Origin of the sequence: Modicisalibacter radicis (genome assembly GCF_900961225.1) — a bacterium.
Classification (GTDB): domain Bacteria; phylum Pseudomonadota; class Gammaproteobacteria; order Pseudomonadales; family Halomonadaceae; genus Modicisalibacter.
This window is the reverse complement of the sequence record NZ_CAAHFN010000054.1, coordinates 223,058-241,968: the sequence shown is the minus strand read 5'-3', so window position 1 is coordinate 241,968 and position 18,911 is coordinate 223,058. Positions and strand designations below refer to the sequence as shown.

Genomic DNA, 18,911 nt, shown 5'->3' with positions numbered 1-18,911 from the left:
GCCGGGTCTCTTCGCGGCGCCATGTCGCCGGGCGTTCCGGCGGACTTCGCTGATCACAAGGATTGCTGACAATGGATTGGTTCCAACTGGTTGCGCTGTCGCTCATCCAGGGGCTCACCGAGTTCCTGCCCATCTCCTCGTCGGCGCACCTTATCCTGCCCTCTCAGATCCTCGGCTGGCCCGACCAGGGGCTGGCCTTCGATGTCGCCGTGCATGTCGGCACGCTGGCGGCGGTGGTGATGGCCTTTCGCCGCGAGGTGGCGAGCATCGTCGCCGGCTGGTTCGGTCAGTTCGCCGGCAGCGGGCCGCTGGCCACGCGCCAGACCGACGCCAGCTGGCTGGGCTGGATGGTGCTGCTGGCGACGCTGCCGGCGGTGATCGTCGGGGGCTTGTTCAACGACCTGATCGAGACCTCGCTGCGCTCGTCGCTGGTGATCGCGCTGGCCACGCTGGGCTTCGGGCTGTTGCTGTGGTGGGCGGACGTGCGCGGCAGCCGCAGCCGCGAGCTGGCCAGCCTGACCCTCAAGGCGGCGCTGATCATCGGCCTGTTCCAGGCGCTGGCGCTGATTCCCGGCACCTCGCGCTCGGGGATCACCATCACCGCGGCGCTGTTGCTGGGTTTCGACCGCCAGAGCTCGGCGCGCTTCTCCTTCTTGCTGTCGATTCCGCTGATCGTCGCCGCGGGTGCGCTGAAAGGCCTGGAGCTTGCCGAGGCCGGCACCGACGCGACGTTGCACGATGTGCTGCTGGGTGCCGGACTGTCGTTCATCGCCGCACTGGTGTGCATCAAGCTGTTCCTGGCGGCGCTGGATCGCATCGGCATGTGGCCGTTCGTCGTCTACCGGCTGGTGCTCGGCGTCGTGCTGCTGGGCTTGTGGCTGGCATGACGCCGGCGCTGCCCGTGGTGGTCGGCGAGTCGCTGCGCCCGCTCGCCGCGCGGTTGGGGTTGCCCTGGGCGGAGCACCCGCCGGCCGGTGGCCTGTGGCTGACCGAGACCGCCTCGGGGCTGGCGATCGCCGGCGATCCGGCCTGCTATGGCAAGCCGCTGTCGGCCGACTTTGTCGCCGGCAAGGCCGATCATCGGCGCCGCTTCGGCGGTGGCCGAGGCCAGCTGGTGGCCAAGGCCTGCGGGCTGGCCAAGGGGGTGACGCCGAGCGTGGTGGATGCCACCGCCGGGCTGGGCCGCGATGCCTTCGTGCTGGCCGGGCTGGGAGCCGAGGTGCTGATGCTCGAGCGCGTGCCGGCGATCGCCGCATTGCTCGAGGATGCCCTGGCGCGGGCAGGCCGCGACATCGAGGTGGCCGAGATCGCCGCGCGGATGCGGCTGTGTTGCATCGATGCCGGCGATTCCAGGGCATTGCTTGCGGCGGCGAGCGAGGCACGCATCGCTCCGCAGGTGATCCATCTCGACCCGATGTTTCCGCACCGCGACAAGTCGGCGCTGGTCAAGAAGGAGATGCGCCTGTTCCGCGAACTCGCCGGCGACGACGACGATGCGCCAAGGCTTCTCGAAGCGGCGCTGGACGTCGCCACCCATCGGGTGGCGGTCAAGCGCCCGCGCAAGGCGCCGCCGATCGCCGGCCCCCGGCCGGCCCATACCCTCGAGGCCAGGACCAGCCGCTACGATCTCTACGTTCACCGCTCGCTGCGCGTCTGAGTGCATGCCTCGTCCTCCGGCGAGGTGGCGCTGAGCATTTCCGGATCGGCCACCTCGCGCTGCCGGGCGAGTTGCAGAAGGCGGTGACGCAGGGTCGGGTCGAACAGGCTGCGGCTGCGTGACAACGCTTCCTGAAGCAGGCTGTCGAAGGCCAGCTTGCCGTTTTCCTGCCATAGCCAGCCTTCGCCTTCCAGGGTGTCCAGCAGTCCGCTGAACAGGCGTCGGTCGAAGAATTCCGGGGCATTGAGCCCCGAGAGCAGCGTCAGCCGTTCGGCGAGCTGCCGGCTGTGCTCCTCGAGGTCCTCGCGGGTCAGGCTGGCACTGGGCCGGCTCAGCAGGGCCGCCAGCAATAGATAGCCACGCTCCAGGGTCGGTTGGGCCAGCCGGCCCAGCAGTTGCAGTTGTTCGGCCTCGACGCTGAGCCCGGCGGGGCGCTGCCAGGTGGCGTCCTGGCGTTCGAGCAGGCCGTGCCGGGCGAGGGTGTCGAGGGTGGCGCTCAGTGCCTGGCGGAAATCCGCCGCCGGCAGGCTGGCGAACTGCTCCCGGGCGATCAGCGGCCAGGCCGGGGCGAGGCGCTGGTTGAGCGTTTCGAGGTCGAAGCGCGGGTTGTTGCGAAAGGCGAAGGCCACCAGCGCGGGCAGCGCGAACAGGTGCTGGACGTTGTTGCGATACCAGGTCAGAAGCGTGGCCTGCTGACCGTTGGCCAGGATCAGCTCGCCGAGTGCCTGCGGGCGACGCTCGATGAAGCCCAGCCAGGCGGCCTCGGCCAGCCAGTCGCGCGGTGTGCCATCGGGCAGGCTGCGTTGGCCGCCGCCGGGCAGGTCGCGCTGCAGCGCGACGAGCAGGGCCAGCTGACGCTCGATCAGTTCCGCCTCGATCGCCTGGTGCGGCGTCGCCAGCAGTACCAGTGCGCACAGGTTGACCGCGTTCAGCGCCGCGGCGGCATTGATGCGCAGGCTCAGTTCGCGCCCCAGGCGGGGCACGGCCCGGGTCAGCCACGGCGGTCGGGTATCGCGGGGCGCACGTCGCCAGTCGGGCGCCTCGCGGTCGAGGAACTCGCTCAGCTTGAGGGGGTCGCCGATGTTCACCTGGACCCGGCCGAACGGCTGGCGCAGCTGACCGAGCACGCGCAGCAGGTCGAAGGGCGATTCCTGCTTCTTGCGTCCGCCCTGCAGCTCCTTGAGATAGCTGGCGCTCTCCAGCACCTTCTCGTAGCCGATGTAGACCGGCACGAAGGCCAGGTCGCGGCGCGTGTCGGGGGCGCCGCGCAGGTAGGAGCGCAGGGTCATCGCCAGCATGCCCGGACGCGGGGTAAGCAGCCGGCCGCTGCGCGAACGACCGCCCTCGATGAAGTATTCCACCGCGTGGCCGCGGGACAGCAGGCGGTGCAGGTATTCGTTGAACACCGCGCCGTAGAGCCGGTTGTCCTTGAAACTGCGGCGCAGGAAGAACGCCCCGCCGCGGCGCAGCAGCGGACCGATCAGCGGCATGTCCAGGTTGCGCCCGGCGGCCACCTGCGGCGGCGTCAGGCCTTCGCGGTAGAGCACGTAGGAGAGCAGCAGATAGTCGATGTGGCTACGGTGGCAGGGCACGTAGATCAGCGTGTGGTCGCCGGCCAGCGCCTTGACGCGGTCCATGCCGTTGACGCGTACCCCGGCGTAGAGCTGGTTCCACAGCCGGTGCAGCAACTGGTCGAGAAAGCGCAGCACCGGATAGCTCATGTTGGAGGCGATCTCGCGACCGTAGCGCCGCGCGCGTCGTTCGCCGCGCGCACGGGACTGGCCCAGCGCGGTGCTGGTCTCGGCGATGGTGCGCTGGATCTCGGGGCTGGCGAGCAGGCCGTGAATCAACGTCCGGCGATGCGACAGGTCGGGACCCAGGACGCGGGTGCGCACGCGTCGGAAATGCACCCGCAGCACCCGCGAGACCTTGCGACTGGTCAGTGCGCTGGGACGCTCGTCGAGCAGGGCGCGAAGCGACAGCGGCTCACCCAGGTGCAGTTCGACGTTACGGCCGTTGACCAGCACCGACAGCGCGCGGCGCAGGCGCCCGGTGAGCTGCCAGCTGTCGGCGGCGAGCATCTTCCAGAACCCGAAGTCCTTGCCCGGGGCGCGGCCCCAGAACACGCTGACCGGCACCAGTTGGACGTCGTTGCCGGGCGATGCGGCGAGCGCGTCGATGATCGCGGCCAGCGGCGATGGTCGGGGCCGCCGACGTGGCCACAGTCGGCGCTTGTGCACCGGCAGCGCCAGGGTTCCGCGTAGCGTCAGGGTGCCCAGCTGCCAACGTCGATCCGGATCGGGCAGGCCGTGGCGACGGCAGAAATCGGCCAGCAGCAGGCGATCGGAGAGCGCCGGATGCGGCAGTACATAAAGCGTGGGACGATCCGGGTCGATAGCGAGCCGTTCGGGGGCGGGTTCGACCAGGCGCAGTTCGGCCCAGCCGGCGAGCAGGCGACGCAGCGCGGTGCGCAACGGGTCCAGCGGGTTAAGCAAAGCCATCCGAATGCCGATTCAGAGAATGTTCAGGCATTATAGCGACATGACCCGCCCGAATGTCGGCGCCGCCGTGCGTCGGTGCCGGTGGAAACGACTGGGAACAGGGGGCAGGCGATGCGCGGGGTTTGGCGAGACGGCAACCGGTTCGCGTTGCTGCCGGAAAGCACATGCTTTCTGCCGGCGATGACCGAGGCGATCGCGGCGGCTCGACAGTCGGTCATACTCGAACTCTATCTGGTGGAATCGGGGCGCCTGGCCACCCAGCTGATCGATGCGTTGATCGCCGCGGCGGCACGCGGCGTACCGGTACTGGCGCTGCTCGACGGCTACGGGGCGATGGGCCTGCAGGCCGACGACCGTCGCCGCCTGGCCGACGGTGGCGTGGCGCTTCGCTTCTTCAATCCACTGGCCTGGCGGCGGCTGGCCCACAACCTGACCCGCGACCATCGCAAGCTGCTGGTGGTCGACGGCCGCACCGCCTTCACCGGTGGCTTCGGTGCCAGCGACACCTTCCTCGATGCCTGGTTCGAAGTCGCGGTGCGTATCGAGGGCCCGGTGGTCGCCGACTGGATGCGGCTCTTCTCGCGGTTGTGGGACTCGCCGCTGACTCGCGGCGAGGGCGACCCGCGGCTGGTCCAGGGCCTGCAGCTGGCGATCGCCCCGCTCGAGGACTATCAGGGCATGCGCGGCCGGGTGGTCTGGGGGCAGGGTTACCGTTACCAGGCGGTTCGACTGTCGTTGCATCAGCAGATCGGTAGCGCCCAGCGTCGCATCTGGTTCTGTACGCCCTATTTCGTGCCCACGCTGAGCCTGCGCCGGCGCCTGGCACGGGCGGCCAGGCGCGGTGTCGACGTCCGCCTGCTGCTGCCCGGCGAGGCACACGATCATCCGGGGATTCGCTACGCCGGCCAGCGCTTCTACCGGCGTCTGCTGCGTGCCGGCGTGCGCATCTACGAATATCAGCCGCGCTTCATCCACGCCAAGTTCTCGCTGGCCGACGACTGGGCGACGATCGGTTCGTGCAACTTCGACCACTGGAGCCTGCAGTGGAACCTTGAGGCCAACCAGGAGATCCACGACCCGCGCTTCGCCAGGGAGGTGGCGGCGCTGTTCGAGGGCAACTTCGCGCAGAGTCGCGAAATCCTCGCCGAACAGTGGGACCGGCGGCCGCTCGGCCAGCGCCTGCGCGAATGGCTCTACGGCACGCTGGATGCCTGGGTGACGCGGCTCAAGTAGTCTTCCGGGCTGCGGTGTCGGCAAGGTTGTCAGAGACAGGCCGGGCCGGTCATCCTGCTCGTCGCTCGTCGCTCGTCGCTCGTCGCTCGTCGCTCGTCGCTCGTCGCTCGTCGCTCGTCGCTCGTCGCTCGTCGCTCGTCGCTCGTCGCTCGTCGCTCGTCGCTCGTCGCTCGTCGCTCGTCGCTTAGCGGCGGCTTTTGCCGCCGCGCCCGGCAGGCTTCTTCTTGCGCGGTGCCGGCTTGGGTTTTTCCGGCGGCACGCGATAGTGCAAGTAAAGGTCGAGCACCAGTTCGGGGAGCTGAACCACCAGGCGTTCGGCCTCGCGCGGTTCGGCGATGAACTCGGCCATGTCGGGTTCGTCGTCGAACAGCCCCGATAGCGCCATGAACGGCAGCAACAAGGTTGCCGCGGCTTCCTCGTCGTCCTCGAACCAGGCCGCCTCGTCGAGGAACACCCCCTCCATGAAGCCGGCACACCAGTCGCCGATCGGGGTTTCCTCGGGGGCGATGCCGCCGAGGGTCAGCTCGAACGGCAGTTCGGGCAACTGGCCCTGTTCGAGCGCGACGATGGCATTGCCGCGCAGGCGTTCGAGCAGACCGAGAATCGTCTCGCGCTCGTCGTCGTCGGCGAATGCCGGCTCGCCATGGAAGAGTTCGCTGATCCAGGTCGCCGCCGGCACCTCGCGGGGGGCGACGGCCAGCGCGACCAGAAAACCGTGGGCGCCGATGATGTCCAGGGCATCGGCGCCGGCGCGCTCGGAATCGAGAAAATCGTCGAGCAGGGCCAGCGCATCGTCGTCGAGCAGCGGCTGCGGCGGGGGCGTTTCTGACATCGGCTGGATTCCTCAAGAACGAAGGCTGGGCGCGCTTGCCGCACGCCGCGTTGGTCGGCATTCTAGCACTCCTATGCAAGTACCGACGCTCCCGACTCCCGATGCCGGCTGGCTGGCCGCTCTAGATCGCGACGCCCTGCATGCCGCCGCGCATGCGCGCGCCGCCGAAGCCTGGCGACTGGCCTGCGAAGTGCACCCGCATCTGCCGCGTCCGACGGTCTGGCTCGACCTGCGCGGCAAGGGCGCCGGCCAGGCGCACTTCGGTCGTGGCGGGCTGCGTTTCAATCCGCAGCTGCTCGCCGAGAACCGGCTGGCGTTCTTCACCGACGTGATCCCCCACGAAATGGCCCACTGGCTGGTCCATCATCTCGACGAAGGCCCGCGAGTGCGGCCCCACGGACGCGAATGGAAGCACGTGATGCGTACTCTCTACGGGCTCGAGCCCCGCGCGACGCATCGCTTCGACACCCGGACGGCGAGCCCGGCGCCGTATCGCTACCGCTGTGCCTGTCGCGAGCACTTCTTCAGCCGTCGCCGTCATGCCAGCGCGCGCTCCGGGCGGGACTATTTTTGCCGCAAGTGCCGCGGTGCGCTGGTCTATGCCGGTTGCGTGGCTACCTGACGCATTCGTAATCGCATGATATAAAAGAGAAAATTGCTGCGACCAATGTCTAATTGGGGGGCTTGCCCCTGCTGGGTATAAGCTGTCTACAATTGCAATGTTGGTCTGGCCGATCGGCGCCGGACCGGCTCGACGAGATCGAGGCCACCACTTCCAGGGATAGAGGCGCGACATGACCGAGCAGCAGAAAGTCCATCCAGTCAGTGAGGAATTCGCCGCCAACGCATGGGCCGACAAGGACAAGTACCTGTCGATGTACCAGCAGTCGGTCGACGACCCTGAAGGCTTCTGGGCCGAGCAGGCCAAGCGCCTCGACTGGTCCAGGGCGCCGACCCGGATCAAGCACACCACCTTCGATGCCCACGACGTGGACATCCGCTGGTTCGAGGATGGCGAGCTCAACGCCTGCCACAACTGCCTGGATCGCCACCTGGAGCGTCGCGGCGATCAGCCGGCGATCATCTGGGAAGGCGACGACCCCAATGATTCCAGGACCTACAGCTTTCGCGAACTGCACGCGCGGACCAGTCAACTGGCCAACGCCCTGAAGTCGATGGGCGTCGGCAAGGGCGATGTCGTCACCCTGTACATGCCGATGGTGCCCGAGGCGAGCATGGCGATGCTGGCCTGCGCGCGCATCGGCGCGATCCATTCGGTGGTGTTCGGCGGCTTCTCGCCGGACGCGCTGGCCCAGCGGGTGGTCGACGCGCAGTCCAAGGTGGTGATCACCGCCGACGAGTCGATACGCGGTGGCAAGCGTGTCCCGCTCAAGGAGAACGTCGACGCGGCGATGACCCGCGACGGCACCGATGTGGTCGACAAGGTGCTGGTGGTCAAGCGCAGCGGTGGCGAGATCGACTGGCACGACGGTCGCGACGTGTGGTTCCACGAACTCGTCGATGAGCAATCCAGCGACTGCCCGGTGGAGCCGATGAACGCCGAGGACCCCCTGTTCATCCTCTATACCTCGGGCTCCACCGGCCAGCCCAAGGGGCTCAAGCACACCACGGGCGGCTATCTGCTGCACGCCGCGCTGACCCATCAGTACGTGTTCGACTACCAGGAGGGCGAGGTCTACTGGTGCGCCGCCGATGTCGGCTGGATCACCGGGCACAGCTATATCGTCTACGGGCCGCTGGCCAATGGCGCGACCACCCTGATGTTCGAGGGCGTGCCCAGCTACCCGACGCCGGGACGCATCGGCGAGGTGATCGACAAGCACAACGTCTCGATCCTGTATACCTCGCCGACCGCGATCCGCGCGCTGATGGCCCACGGCGACACGGTGATGGACTCGAGCCAGCGCACCAGCCTGCGCGTGCTGGGCTCGGTCGGCGAGCCGATCAACCCCGAGGCCTGGGAGTGGTTCCATCGAGTGATCGGCAACGGCCAGTGCCCGATCGTCGACACCTGGTGGCAGACCGAGACCGGCGGCATCATGATCGCGCCGCTGCCCGGCGCCATCGATCTCAAGCCGGGCTCGGCGACGCGGCCGTTCTTCGGCGTGCTGCCGGCGCTGGTCGACAACCAGGGCAACATCCTCGAGGGCGCGACCAGCGGCAACCTGGTGCTCCTCGATTCCTGGCCGGGCCAGGCGCGCTCGATCTGGCAGAACCACGAGCGCTTCGTGCAGACTTACTTTTCGGCCTACCCGGGCATGTACTTCACCGGCGACGGCTGCCGGCGCGACGAGGACGGCTACTACTGGATCACCGGGCGCGTCGACGACGTGATCAACGTCTCGGGCCACCGCATGGGCACCGCCGAGATCGAATCCTCGCTGGTCGCCCACAAGGCGGTGGCCGAGGCCGCGGTGGTCGGCTACCCCCACGACATCAAGGGCCAGGGTATCTACATCTACGTCACCCTGGGTGACGAGTACGAGCCCAGCGACGAGCTCAAGAAGGAGCTGACCCAGTGGGTGCGCAAGGATATCGGCCCGATCGCCTCGCCGGACGTGATCCAGTGGGCGCCGAGCCTGCCGAAGACCCGCTCGGGCAAGATCATGCGGCGCATCCTGCGCAAGATCGCCGCCAACGAGACCGATGGCCTGGGCGATACCAGTACCCTGGCCGATCCCAGCGTGGTCGAGGATCTGATCGAGAATCGCGCCAACCGCTGAGTCCCGTTCAGCCAGTGCCGTCGTCCACCCGGAGTCGCCAGCTCCTCGAACAGGCGGATGTCTGAAGGGTGGGGGGCACGCCAGCTCGGCGACGGTTTCTGGCATCTCTCGCCGGCCTTCAGGGGCCGGCTTTTTCATGGCCGATCGCGAGCGTTGACAGGGGGCTTCGCTATGCTTGGGAATCGGCGTGGGCATGGGGTAACATGCCAGTCACCCTAGGCGACAGGTCCGGCCGCGAAGAGTTCCCGACGCGACGGCTCGCTGCAGGAGGATCCGGAGGAGACTCAATGGCTTTTGCCCAGAAATTTATCGTCGCCGATGATCACCCGCTGTTTCGTGCGGCATTGACCCAGGCGCTGCGACAGGTCGCGCCACAGGCCGAGATCGTCGAATCCGATACCATGGATGCGACGACCGAGGTGGTGACGCGTCATCCCGATGCCGACCTGATTCTACTCGACCTGCACATGCCGGGCGCGCACGGTTTCTCGGGGTTGATCCAGTTGCGCGGTCAGACCCCGGAAATCCCGGTGGCGGTGATCTCGGGTAGCGACGAGCCGCATGTGGTGCGTCGTGCCATCGATTACGGCGCCTCGGGATTCATTCCCAAATCGTCCTCGTTGAGCGAAATCGCCGCGGCGGTCAGTGAGATACTCGGTGGCGAGATCTGGCTGCCCGAATCGCTGGCCAGCGTGCTCGGCGAGTCCGACGAGGAGGACACCCGTTTCGCCGAAGCGATCGCCTCGCTGACCCCGCAGCAGTTCCGTGTGCTCAACATGCTCACCGAGGGGTTGCTCAACAAGCAGATCGCTTACGAGCTCAGCGTCTCCGAGGCGACCATCAAGGCACACGTCACGGCGATTCTGCGCAAGCTGGGGGTGCATTCGCGGACCCAGGCGGTGATCGCCGCGCAGAAGCTCGAGGTCGAGCCGCCCAAGGTCGAGTCATGAGCGTCAGCGGGTGACTCGATAGGTCCGCCGCGACTCGCCCGGTAACGTGAAAGGCCGCCGCCGCTTTCAGTGGGGGCGGCCTTTTCACGGCGTGGCTGGGGCCATCGCTCAGCGCTGGCGCTCGAGGAACTCACGCATGGCGGCCACCGTCTCCTCGCTGCAATGATGCTCGATGCCTTCGGAGTCGGCCCGGGCCACCTCCTCGGGGACGCCCAGCGCACGCAAGGTATCGAGTACCACGCGATGGCGCTGGGCGACGCGTTCGGCCAACCCCTCGCCCTGGGCGGTCAGAAAGATGCCGCGATAGGGGCGGGCGATCACCAGACCGTCGCGCTTGAGCTTGGCGATCACCTTGGAGACGGCGGCCGCGCTGACCCCGAAGCACTCGGCGAGATCGCTGGCGCGCGCCTCGCCGAGCTTGGCATGCAGGTGAGCGATCTCTTCCACGTAATCCTCGACCAGCTCGGTCTGATGGTCCTGCCGCACGCGCTTGAAATATTCATGTTTGGGCAGTGAGTTCATTCAGGACCTGGCTCGGTTAACCCGCGAGGGTGAAAAACAGCACATAGGCATTGAGGACAATGATCAACGTGCAGATGACGCCGCCGATCAGGGTCACGGCCTTGTGATTGACCAGATTGCCCATGATCCTGCGGTTGGCCGTAAAGCATAGCAGAGGTAGCAGGGCGAACGGGATGCCGAAGCTGAGAATCACCTGGCTGGCGACCAGTGCCTTCTGTTCGGAGACGCCGAGCATGATCACCACCAGTGCCGGAACCATGGTGATCAGCCGCCGCAGCCAGATCGGGATCGTGAAGTTGACGAATCCCTGCATGATCACCTGGCCCGACAGGGTGCCGACGATCGACGACGACAGGCCGGCCAGCAGCAACGCCACGCCGAAGATGTGGCTGGCGGTCACCTGTCCCATCATCGGCGCGAGCAGCTTGTAGCTATCGCTTATGGTGGCGATGTCGACGCGCCCCTGGGCGTGGAATACCGCGGCGGCCATCGCCAGCATGCTCAGGTTGACCAGCCCGGCGATCGCCATGCCGATGATCACATCGAGGCGGTAATACTTCATGAGCCGCAGGCGCTGGGCGTCGTCGGTGACCTTGATGCGGTCCTGCGATAGCGCCGAATGCAGGTAGATGACATGCGGCATGATGGTTGCCCCGAGTATCCCCGCCGCCAGGTAGAGCGAATAGCCATCCGGGAAGCCGGGCACCAGCAGGCCCTTGAGCAGCGGTTCGACGGCCGGTCGGCTGAGCACCATCTCGAGCAGGAAGCCCGACGCGACGGCGATGATCATGGAGCCGATGAGAATTTCCATCAGCCGGAAGCCATGGCGGTGCAGGTGCAGGGCCAGATAGGTGATCGCCCCTGTCAGCAGCGCGCCCTCCATCAGCGACAGGCCGAACAGCAGGTTGAAGGCCAGCGCCGCGCCCAGGAACTCGGCGAGGTCGGTGGCGATGGCGACGATCTCGGCCTGGACCCAGTAGAACCACACCAGCGGGCGCGGATAGCGGGCGCGGATGACCTGCGGCAGGTTGCGGCCGGTGGCCAGGCCCAGGCGCGCCGACAGCGTCTGGATCAGCATCGCCATCAGATTGGCGGTCAGCACGACCCACAACAGCGCATAGCCGTAACGCGATCCGGCCTCGATATTGGTGGCGAAGTTGCCGGGGTCGATATAGGCCACGGCGGCGATCAGCGCCGGACCGAAGAACGGTGTCCAGCCCCAGCGCCGGCGTTTGCCGCGCAGAGCAAGGGCCGCCTTGTCGCGAATAGCCGTGTCGGAGATCGATTGCAGCATCGTGAGACTCTTGACTGACTGATGTCGGGGGTTGATTAACCGCAGTTAATAACTAGTCCATAGGTTAATTGGAAGTCTTCACGAGGGCCAATAGGCGTTCGGGAAAGAATCGATTGGCAAAAGCTATCGATTCGGCGCGACAAGGCCTGCGGCGGCTAGGTGTCCTGACGCGCGGCGCGACTGGCCTGCAGGGTCCGCGTCAGCAGAGCGCGCAGCGCGGCGGGACGCACCGGCTTGAGCAACAGTTGATAGCCGCCGCGCTTGATCTCCTCGGCGACCTCCTCGGTGCGGTCGGCGGTGATCACGATGCCCGGCACCGGTCCATGGCAGCGCTCGAGCAGGGCCTCGAGGGCCATCAGGCCGGTGACCTCGTTGTCGAGGTGATAGTCGGCGAGGATGGCATCGGGATCGTCGTCGAGGTGGCGAAGCACCGATTTGGCGCCGCCGATCGAGGTGGCGGTGAACACCTCGCAGCCCCAGCCGGTCAGCATCGCCTTCATGCCCTCGAGGATCAGCGTTTCGTTGTCGATGCACAGGATGCGCGTGCCCTTGAGCTTGTTGCTGGCGCGGCTCTTGGGTGGCTCCTCGCTGGCCCTGGCCGCCTGTTGGGCGCTGACCAGCGGCACCTCGACGGAGAACACCGTGCCGACGCCCTCCCACGAGCGCACCTTGAGCGGGTGCTCGAGCACCCGACTCATGCGGTCGGCGATCGACAGCCCCAGGCCCAGGCCCTTCTCGCTCTCCTTGTGACGCGAGGCCTGATCGAGGCGCCGGAACTCCTGGAAGATCTCGGCCTGCTTGGAGTCGGGGATTCCCGGGCCGGTATCCCAGACCTCGATCGCCAGCCCCCCGGCACGGCGCCGGCAGCCCAGCAGCACGCGGCCGTGCTGGGTGTAGCGCAGCGCGTTGGAGAGGAAGTTCTGCACGATGCGGCGCAGCATCTGTGCATCGCTGTCGATCCACTTGTCGGTGGGCACCACCACCAGGTCGAGGCCGCGTTCGTCGGCCATCACCTCGAATTCGGCGCGCAGCGGGCGGAAGATGTCGGCCAGCGCGAAGTGGCTGCGACGCGGTGTCAGCGCGCCGGCGTCCAGCTTGGAGATATCGAGCAGGGTGCTGAGCAGTTCCTCGGCGGCCTGCAGCGAGTTGTCGATATGCCCCAGGGTTCGCGAATGATCGCTGGACAGCTCCTCCTGCGACAGCGCCGAGGTGAACAGCCGCGCGGCATTGAGCGGCTGCAGCAGATCGTGGCTGGCGGCGGCCAGGAAGCGGGTCTTCGAGGTGTTGGCGTCCTCGGCGACCTGCTTGGCCTGGCGCAGCGCCTGCTCGGCCTCGGCGCGCACGCGGTTCTCCTGGCGCAGCGCGGCGTTGGCTTCCGACAAGGCCTGGGTGCGCTCGCGCACGCGCTCCTCGAGATTCTCGTTGGTCTCCTTGAGGGCGATCTCGGCCAGGCGCCGCTCGGTGATGTCCTGGTAGAGCGCGAAGAAGCCGAGTATCCCGCCGCTGTCGCCGAAGTGTGGCGTATAGGTGACCAGCAGGTAGCGGGTGCCGCCATCGTCGTCCAGCGAAACCTCGAAGTTGACCCTCTCGCCCTCCAGCGCGCGATGCATCCAGGGCATGCGTTCGCGGGCCACGGCGGCCGGGATGACGTTGTCGACGCGCTCGCCGATCACCGCGTTGCGATCGACGTTGAAGACCTGCTCGTAGGCGCGGTTGGTGAAGAGGTAGCGGTATTCCTTGTCGAAGTAGGCGATCAGCGCCGGCACGTTGTCGGTGTAGATGCGGATGTTGTTCTCGGAGCGGATCAGCGCTTCCTCGGTGCGCTTCTGCTGGGTGATGTCCTGGTAGGTATAGACGAAGCCGCCGCCGGGCATCGGGTTGCCCTGCACCTCGAGCACGCTGTCGTCCTGGCGATAGCGTATATAGCGGTGCGGATGGCCCTGACGGATATTGTCCATCAACAGCTCGACGTGCTCCTCGGGGTCGCCGGGCCCGTATTCGCCGTTGAGGGCGTTGTAGCGCAGCACCTTGTCGAACGGCGCGCCGACCCGTATCAGGTGGTCGGGAAAGCGGAACAGTTCCAGGTAGCGCTGGTTCCAGACCACAAGGCGCAGGTTCTGGTCGACCACGCTGATGCCCTGGTTGATGTTCTCGATGGTCGCCTGCAGCAGCGCGCGGTTGAACTCGAGCACTTGGGAGGCTTCGTCGACGATCGAGATGACGTCCGAGATGCCGATGCCGCGGCCCTGCAGGGCCGAGTTGACGACGATGCGCGCCGAGGAGGCGCCGAGCACCGAGGCCAGGAAACGTTCGGTGAACTGGATCACGTCGATCGAGGCGCGGGTATTGTGATCCAGAGTCTGGCCGTTGCGCAGCGCGTAGTCGTCGAAGGCGCGCTCCACCTGGCCGGCACCCAGGAAGCGTTCGCACAGCACCTTGAGATCGCCCACCGTGGTGGCGCCGGTCCAGGGCCGGTTGATCGAGGTCTGACGGGTCTCGACGCTGTCGACGAACAGCGAGGCCTGGATGCGCTCGACTACCCGCTGCGGGGTGATCTGCGAGACGAAGATGTAGCAGAACAGGTTGAGACCCAGCGACAGCATCACGCCGTGGGTGAAGGGACTGCCGATGTTGAGCGAGAACAACCGGTCGGGAGCCAGCCATTCGATGCCCAGCGGGCCGTTGGCGAGCCAGCCGCCGGGCACCACGCCGGCATTGATCAACGCCGGCAGCAGCAGAGTGTAGGCCCAGATCGCGAAGCCCACGTTCATCCCGGCGATCACCCCGAGACGGTTGCCGCGCTTCCAGTAGAGCCCGCCGAGCAGCGCCGGAGCGAACTGCGCCGCGGCGGCGAACGACAGCATGCCGGTCGAGGCCAGCGAGCTGAACTCGGCGATCAGCTGGTAGAAGACGTAGGCCAGCGCGAGGATCACCACGATGGTCACGCGCCGCGCGCGCAGCACCAGCCGCCCGTAATCGCGGGCCTTGGTGTCGAACCAGCGCAGCCGGAACAACAGCGGAATGACGATCTCGTTGGAGATCATGATCGACACCGCCACGGTGGCGACGATGACCATGCCGGTGGCCGCCGAGAAGCCGCCGATGAAGGTCAGCAGTGTCAACAGCGGGTTGTCCAGGGCGATCGGCAACGCCAGCACGAAGGTGTCGGGCTCGACGCTGCCATCGGGGAACAGTGTCAGCCCGGCGGCGGCCAGCGGCAGCACGAAGATGGCGAAGGCCACCAGGTAGACGGGCAGCAGCCAGCGCGCCCGGGCGGCATCGTCGCTATGGGTGTTCTCGACCACGGTGACGTGGAACTGCCGCGGCAGGCAGAAGATCGCCAGCATCGCCAGCAGGGTCTGGGCCCAGAAGCTCTGGCCGAAGTCCTGCTCGGTGAGCTGGCGCTGAAGCTGCAGGAAGCCGTCGGCGCGGGTCAGCATGTCGCCCATGCCGTCGAACACGCCCCAGGTGACGTAGGCGCCCAGGGTCATGAAGGCGCCCAGCTTGATCACCGACTCGAAGGCGATGGCGTGGATCAGCCCCTCGTGGTGTTCGGTGGCGTCGGTATGACGGGTGCCGAACAGGATCGCGAACAACGCCATGACCGCGGCGACGTAGAAGGCGGTATCGGCGAACAGCGGCGCGCGGGTCATGTCGGTCGAGGCGGTCAGCACCGTGAAGGCGGCGGACACGGCCTTCAACTGCAGGGCGATGTAGGGCAGGGTGCCGATCAGCGCCACCAGGCTGGCGAAGGCCGCCAGCGACTGGGTCTTGCCGTAGCGCGAGGCGATGAAGTCGGCGATCGAGGTGACGTTCTGGCGCTTGGCGACGCGGATCATCTTGGCCAGCGCCGGCCAGAACAGCAGGAAGGTCAGCAGCGGACCGACGAAGATGCTGGCGAACGACCAGCCCGAGGTGGCGGCCTGGCCGACGGCGCCGTAGTAGGTCCAGGAGGTGCAGTAGATGGCCAGCGCCAGGCTGTAGATGACCGGGCGTCGATTGGCCGGACCATGGCGGCGCGCATTGCGGTCGCCACGCCAGGCGATGAAAAACAGGATGGCGATGTAAAACAGCGAGACGGCGATCAGCAGCCAGCCTGGAAACATGAGTACTCTCCCTTGATCTGCGGCCATTCTAGGACAATGCCGGTCTCGAGGGCAGTAGCGGGCCAGGCTGTTACGTCGTCGTCCGAGGGCTGGACGCCCGGCGGTGCGCCTTGTCAGTCATCGGCGCATAGCGCCTGGAACAGCGGGGCGTCGCGCTCGAGGCGTCGCAAGCGCGCGGTGTCGGGCTGGCGGCTTTCACCGGCGAGCGGCACCATCTCCCGTGTCGTGCAATTCATCAGGTACGCCTGATGCGTCAGCAGGTCGCGATACGCTCTTTCGAACCGGTAGAGGATGAATTCGACCAGGCGTTCGCCGTCGGTCCGCGAGGCGACCAGGTTCTCCCGATCGACCACGCTGAACGCCGTGGTCAACGGGTAGAGATAGGTCCAGGGGCGCCACGGCATCCGACTCTTTTCGGTCGATATGACCTGCGCCGATTCGGGTAACTGCTGCTTTTTATAACCGTACCAGGCGTATTCGTAGTTGATCTGGTAGGCCAGCATGCCCAGCCCCGCACAGACCGGAACGATCCAGCGCGGCAGGCGCTTGCCGCTGAGAAAGCGCAGCAGCAGGGCCACGCCTGCCGCACCCAGGCCAGCGAAGGCCGCCGCGACCAAATGCCATATCATAGTGGGTCCTTGCTCAAAGAATCGGGCTTCCCACTGGGAAGCCCGATTCGATTGGAGCCAGCGAGCTGACTCGTCAGGGTTGCATTATCGCTCAGTGGTCGACCGCGGTACCAGCCCCCTTGGGATAGCGCACGCTCTCCACCAGGTCCTGAATTTCCTGCGGCGGTTCCTCGGTGGCGTTGGCGACCAGGAAGGCCACGGCGAAGTTGATGATGGCCCCCACGGCGCCGATGGACAGCGGCGAGATGCCCAGCACCCAGTTGGCGGCATCGTCCGGCAGATTGTTGGTGCCGGGGATGAAGAACCAGCCCTTGTAGACGAAGATGTAGATCAGGGTGAAGATCAGGCCGGAGAGCATCCCGGCGATCGCCCCCTTGTTGTTCACCCGCTTGGAGAAGATCCCCATCATCAGTGCCGGGAACAGCGAGGCGGCGGCGATGCCGAAGGCCAGCGCCACGACCTGGGCGGCGAACCCGGGCGGGTTGGCGCCGAGATAGGTGGCGACGACGATGGCCACGGACATCGAGATACGCGCGGCCCGCAGTTCGCCCTTCTCGGTGATCCTGGGATTGATCGCCCCCTTGATCAGGTCATGACTGATCGCCGAGGAGATCGCCAGCAATAGCCCGGCCGCTGTGGACAGCGCTGCGGCCAGGCCGCCTGCGGCGATCAGGCCGACCACCCAGCCGGGCAGATTGGCGATTTCGGGGTTGGCCAGTACCAGTATGTCGTTGCTGACCTCCAGTTCGTTGCCCTCCCAGCCGCGGCCGGAGAAGTCGGCCGAGCCGTTGTACATCTGGATGTTGCCGTCGTTGTTCTTGTCCTCGAAGGTGATCAGCCCGGTCTCCTCCCAAGTGCGGATCCACTCGGGGCGGTCCGCGTAGGCGATGGGGTTGGCGGCGGCGTCCTCGTAGTTCTCGACCTGGCCGGCCATGTCGGGGTAGATGGTGGTCGCCAGGTTGAGGCGTGCCATCGAGGCCACGGCCGGTGCGGTCAGGTAGAGCAGGCCGATGAACACCAGCGCCCAGCCGGCGGACCAGCGTGCGTCGGCCACCTTGGGTACGGTGAAGAAGCGGATGATGACGTGGGGCAGGCCGGCGGTACCGATCATCAGCGACAGGGTGAACAGCACCATGTTCAGCTTGTTGTCGACCATCGCCGTGTACTCGTTGAAGCCCAGCGCAGTGACCACTTCGTTGAGCTTGGCCAGCAGTGGCTCGCCGGAGGCGTTATGGTCGGAGAACAGGCCCAGCGCCGGTATCGGGTTGTCGGTCAGCTCCAGCGAGATGAACACCGCCGGAATGGTGTAGGCGATGATCAGCACGATGTACTGGGCCACCTGGGTATAGGTGATCCCCTTCATGCCCCCCAGCACCGAATAGAAGAACACCACCACGGCGGCGATGATCAGGCCGGTGGTCGCATCGACTTCGAGGAAGCGCGAGAAGGCCACGCCGGCGCCGGCCATCTGACCGATGACGTAGGTGACCGAGGCCACGATCAGGCAGATTACCGCTACCATGCGCGCCGTCCTGCTGTAGAAACGGTCGCCGATGAACTCGGGTACGGTGAACTTGCCGAACTTGCGCAGGTAGGGGGCCAGCAGCATGGCCAGCAGCACGTAGCCCCCGGTCCAGCCCATCAAAAAGGTCGAGTTGGAATAGCCGCCGGCGGCAATGAGGCCCGCCATGGAGATGAACGAGGCCGCGGACATCCAGTCGGCACCGATCGCCATGCCGTTGGTGATGGGGTGGACCCCGCCGCCAGCGACGTAGAAATCCTTGGTCGAGCCGGCCTTGGCCCATATCGCGATGCCGATATACAGGGCGAAGGAGGCGCCCACGAAGAGGACGTTGATTGCGAATTGACTCATGCCGGCTTACTCCCCGAGGCCGAATTGCTTATCCAGCCGATTCATCTTCCAGGCATAGAAGAAGATCAAGCCGATGAAGGTCAGGATGGACCCCTGTTGTGCGAACCAGAACCCCAGGTCCGTACCGCCGACGGGGATGCCCATGAGCAGGGGGCGCAGCAGGATAGCGCAGCCATAGGACACCAGTGCCCAGACGATCAGGCAGCCGGTTATCAGGCGAAGGTTCGCCTTCCAGTAGGCAGCAGCATTGGATTTGTCATCTGCCATATTGTTGCTCTCCGCGTATTGGGGATGGGAAGTGGCTATGAAGTTATATTGACCCAGCAGGGCAATCGCTCGTCTACAACAACGCTCATCATGAACTCTTTGGGTAGCTGACGCAGGTCGCGCCGGGAGATGGTTTGACCGGTTGAGCGCTATCCGGTCGTTCATTCTTGCGCGACTAAGGTCGTCTTCCCGTCATGTCATGATCCGTTGTCCAGGCGCATTATCGACGTGCGATTGCCCTGTGTGACTCATCAGCAATATTGGGCAACAAAAGCAAAAAGTAAAATCCTCTACCTTAGTATC

Annotated in this window: 14 protein-coding genes; 6 read left to right on the top strand and 8 right to left on the bottom strand. The window is 66.3% G+C overall.

Going from position 1 to position 18,911, the window contains the following annotated elements; genetic code table 11:
- The first annotated feature begins 71 nt into the window (after positions 1-71).
- The gene (locus HR9077_RS06735; RefSeq protein WP_136066245.1) at positions 72-887 is read left to right on the top strand and encodes an undecaprenyl-diphosphate phosphatase; all 816 of its coding nucleotides are present in this window, start codon (positions 72-74) and stop codon (positions 885-887) included.
- Positions 884-1,657 carry a class I SAM-dependent methyltransferase gene (locus HR9077_RS06730; protein WP_136066244.1) on the top strand — a complete coding sequence of 258 codons (774 nt, stop codon included), beginning with the start codon at positions 884-886 and terminating at the stop codon, positions 1,655-1,657. The genes HR9077_RS06735 and HR9077_RS06730 overlap by 4 nt, the downstream gene beginning before the upstream one ends.
- Here HR9077_RS06730 and plsB read toward each other — a convergent pair.
- Positions 1,636-4,158: a glycerol-3-phosphate 1-O-acyltransferase PlsB gene (plsB, locus tag HR9077_RS06725; RefSeq protein ID WP_136066243.1), complete on the bottom strand. Its 2,523-nt coding sequence runs from the start codon at positions 4,156-4,158 to the stop codon at positions 1,636-1,638. The genes HR9077_RS06730 and plsB overlap by 22 nt on opposite strands.
- Before the next feature lie 111 nt (positions 4,159-4,269).
- On the opposite strand from plsB, the gene HR9077_RS06720 reads away from it, so the two are divergent.
- A complete protein-coding gene (locus HR9077_RS06720) occupies positions 4,270-5,391 on the top strand; it encodes a phospholipase D-like domain-containing protein (RefSeq protein ID WP_136066242.1) in 1,122 nt (373 codons plus the stop codon).
- Positions 5,392-5,575: 184 nt separating this feature from the next.
- Here the strand turns inward: HR9077_RS06720 and HR9077_RS06715 are convergent, their stop codons facing one another.
- Positions 5,576-6,223 carry a YecA/YgfB family protein gene (locus HR9077_RS06715; RefSeq protein WP_136066241.1) on the bottom strand — a complete coding sequence of 216 codons (648 nt, stop codon included), beginning with the start codon at positions 6,221-6,223 and terminating at the stop codon, positions 5,576-5,578.
- Positions 6,224-6,296: 73 nt separating this feature from the next.
- On the opposite strand from HR9077_RS06715, the gene HR9077_RS06710 reads away from it, so the two are divergent.
- From HR9077_RS06710 to HR9077_RS06700, 3 genes are all read left to right on the top strand, one after another.
- Complete coding sequence (locus tag HR9077_RS06710; protein WP_136066240.1) at positions 6,297-6,845, top strand: SprT family zinc-dependent metalloprotease; 549 nt, start codon at positions 6,297-6,299, stop codon at positions 6,843-6,845.
- Between the two features lie 172 nt (positions 6,846-7,017).
- On the top strand, positions 7,018-8,967 hold the full coding sequence (gene acs, locus HR9077_RS06705; protein ID WP_136066239.1) for an acetate--CoA ligase: 1,950 nt from the start codon (positions 7,018-7,020) through the stop codon (positions 8,965-8,967).
- A 287-nt stretch (positions 8,968-9,254) separates the two neighbouring features.
- Complete coding sequence (locus HR9077_RS06700; RefSeq protein ID WP_136066238.1) at positions 9,255-9,917, top strand: response regulator; 663 nt, start codon at positions 9,255-9,257, stop codon at positions 9,915-9,917.
- Positions 9,918-10,025: 108 nt separating this feature from the next.
- Here HR9077_RS06700 and mntR read toward each other — a convergent pair whose 3' ends face one another.
- From mntR to HR9077_RS06670, 6 genes are all read right to left on the bottom strand, one after another.
- Complete coding sequence (mntR, locus tag HR9077_RS06695) at positions 10,026-10,439, bottom strand: manganese-binding transcriptional regulator MntR (protein WP_136066237.1); 414 nt, start codon at positions 10,437-10,439, stop codon at positions 10,026-10,028.
- A gap of 16 nt (positions 10,440-10,455) precedes the next feature.
- Entirely contained in the window at positions 10,456-11,733 is a 1,278-nt protein-coding gene (locus HR9077_RS06690; RefSeq protein WP_136066236.1) for an Nramp family divalent metal transporter, read from the bottom strand.
- Positions 11,734-11,888: 155 nt separating this feature from the next.
- Entirely contained in the window at positions 11,889-15,839 is a 3,951-nt protein-coding gene (locus tag HR9077_RS06685) for a hybrid sensor histidine kinase/response regulator (RefSeq protein ID WP_136066235.1), read from the bottom strand.
- 113 nt (positions 15,840-15,952) lie between these two features.
- Positions 15,953-16,468 carry a hypothetical protein gene (locus HR9077_RS06680; RefSeq protein ID WP_136066234.1) on the bottom strand — a complete coding sequence of 172 codons (516 nt, stop codon included), beginning with the start codon at positions 16,466-16,468 and terminating at the stop codon, positions 15,953-15,955.
- Between the two features lie 91 nt (positions 16,469-16,559).
- Positions 16,560-18,341, bottom strand: a complete 1,782-nt coding sequence (locus HR9077_RS06675) for a sodium:solute symporter family protein (RefSeq protein WP_136066233.1) — start codon at positions 18,339-18,341, stop codon at positions 16,560-16,562.
- A 6-nt stretch (positions 18,342-18,347) separates the two neighbouring features.
- Positions 18,348-18,608 (bottom strand): DUF4212 domain-containing protein, encoded by a 261-nt coding sequence (locus HR9077_RS06670; protein ID WP_136066232.1) that lies wholly within the window; start codon positions 18,606-18,608, stop codon positions 18,348-18,350.
- Between the last annotated feature and the right edge of the window lie 303 nt (positions 18,609-18,911).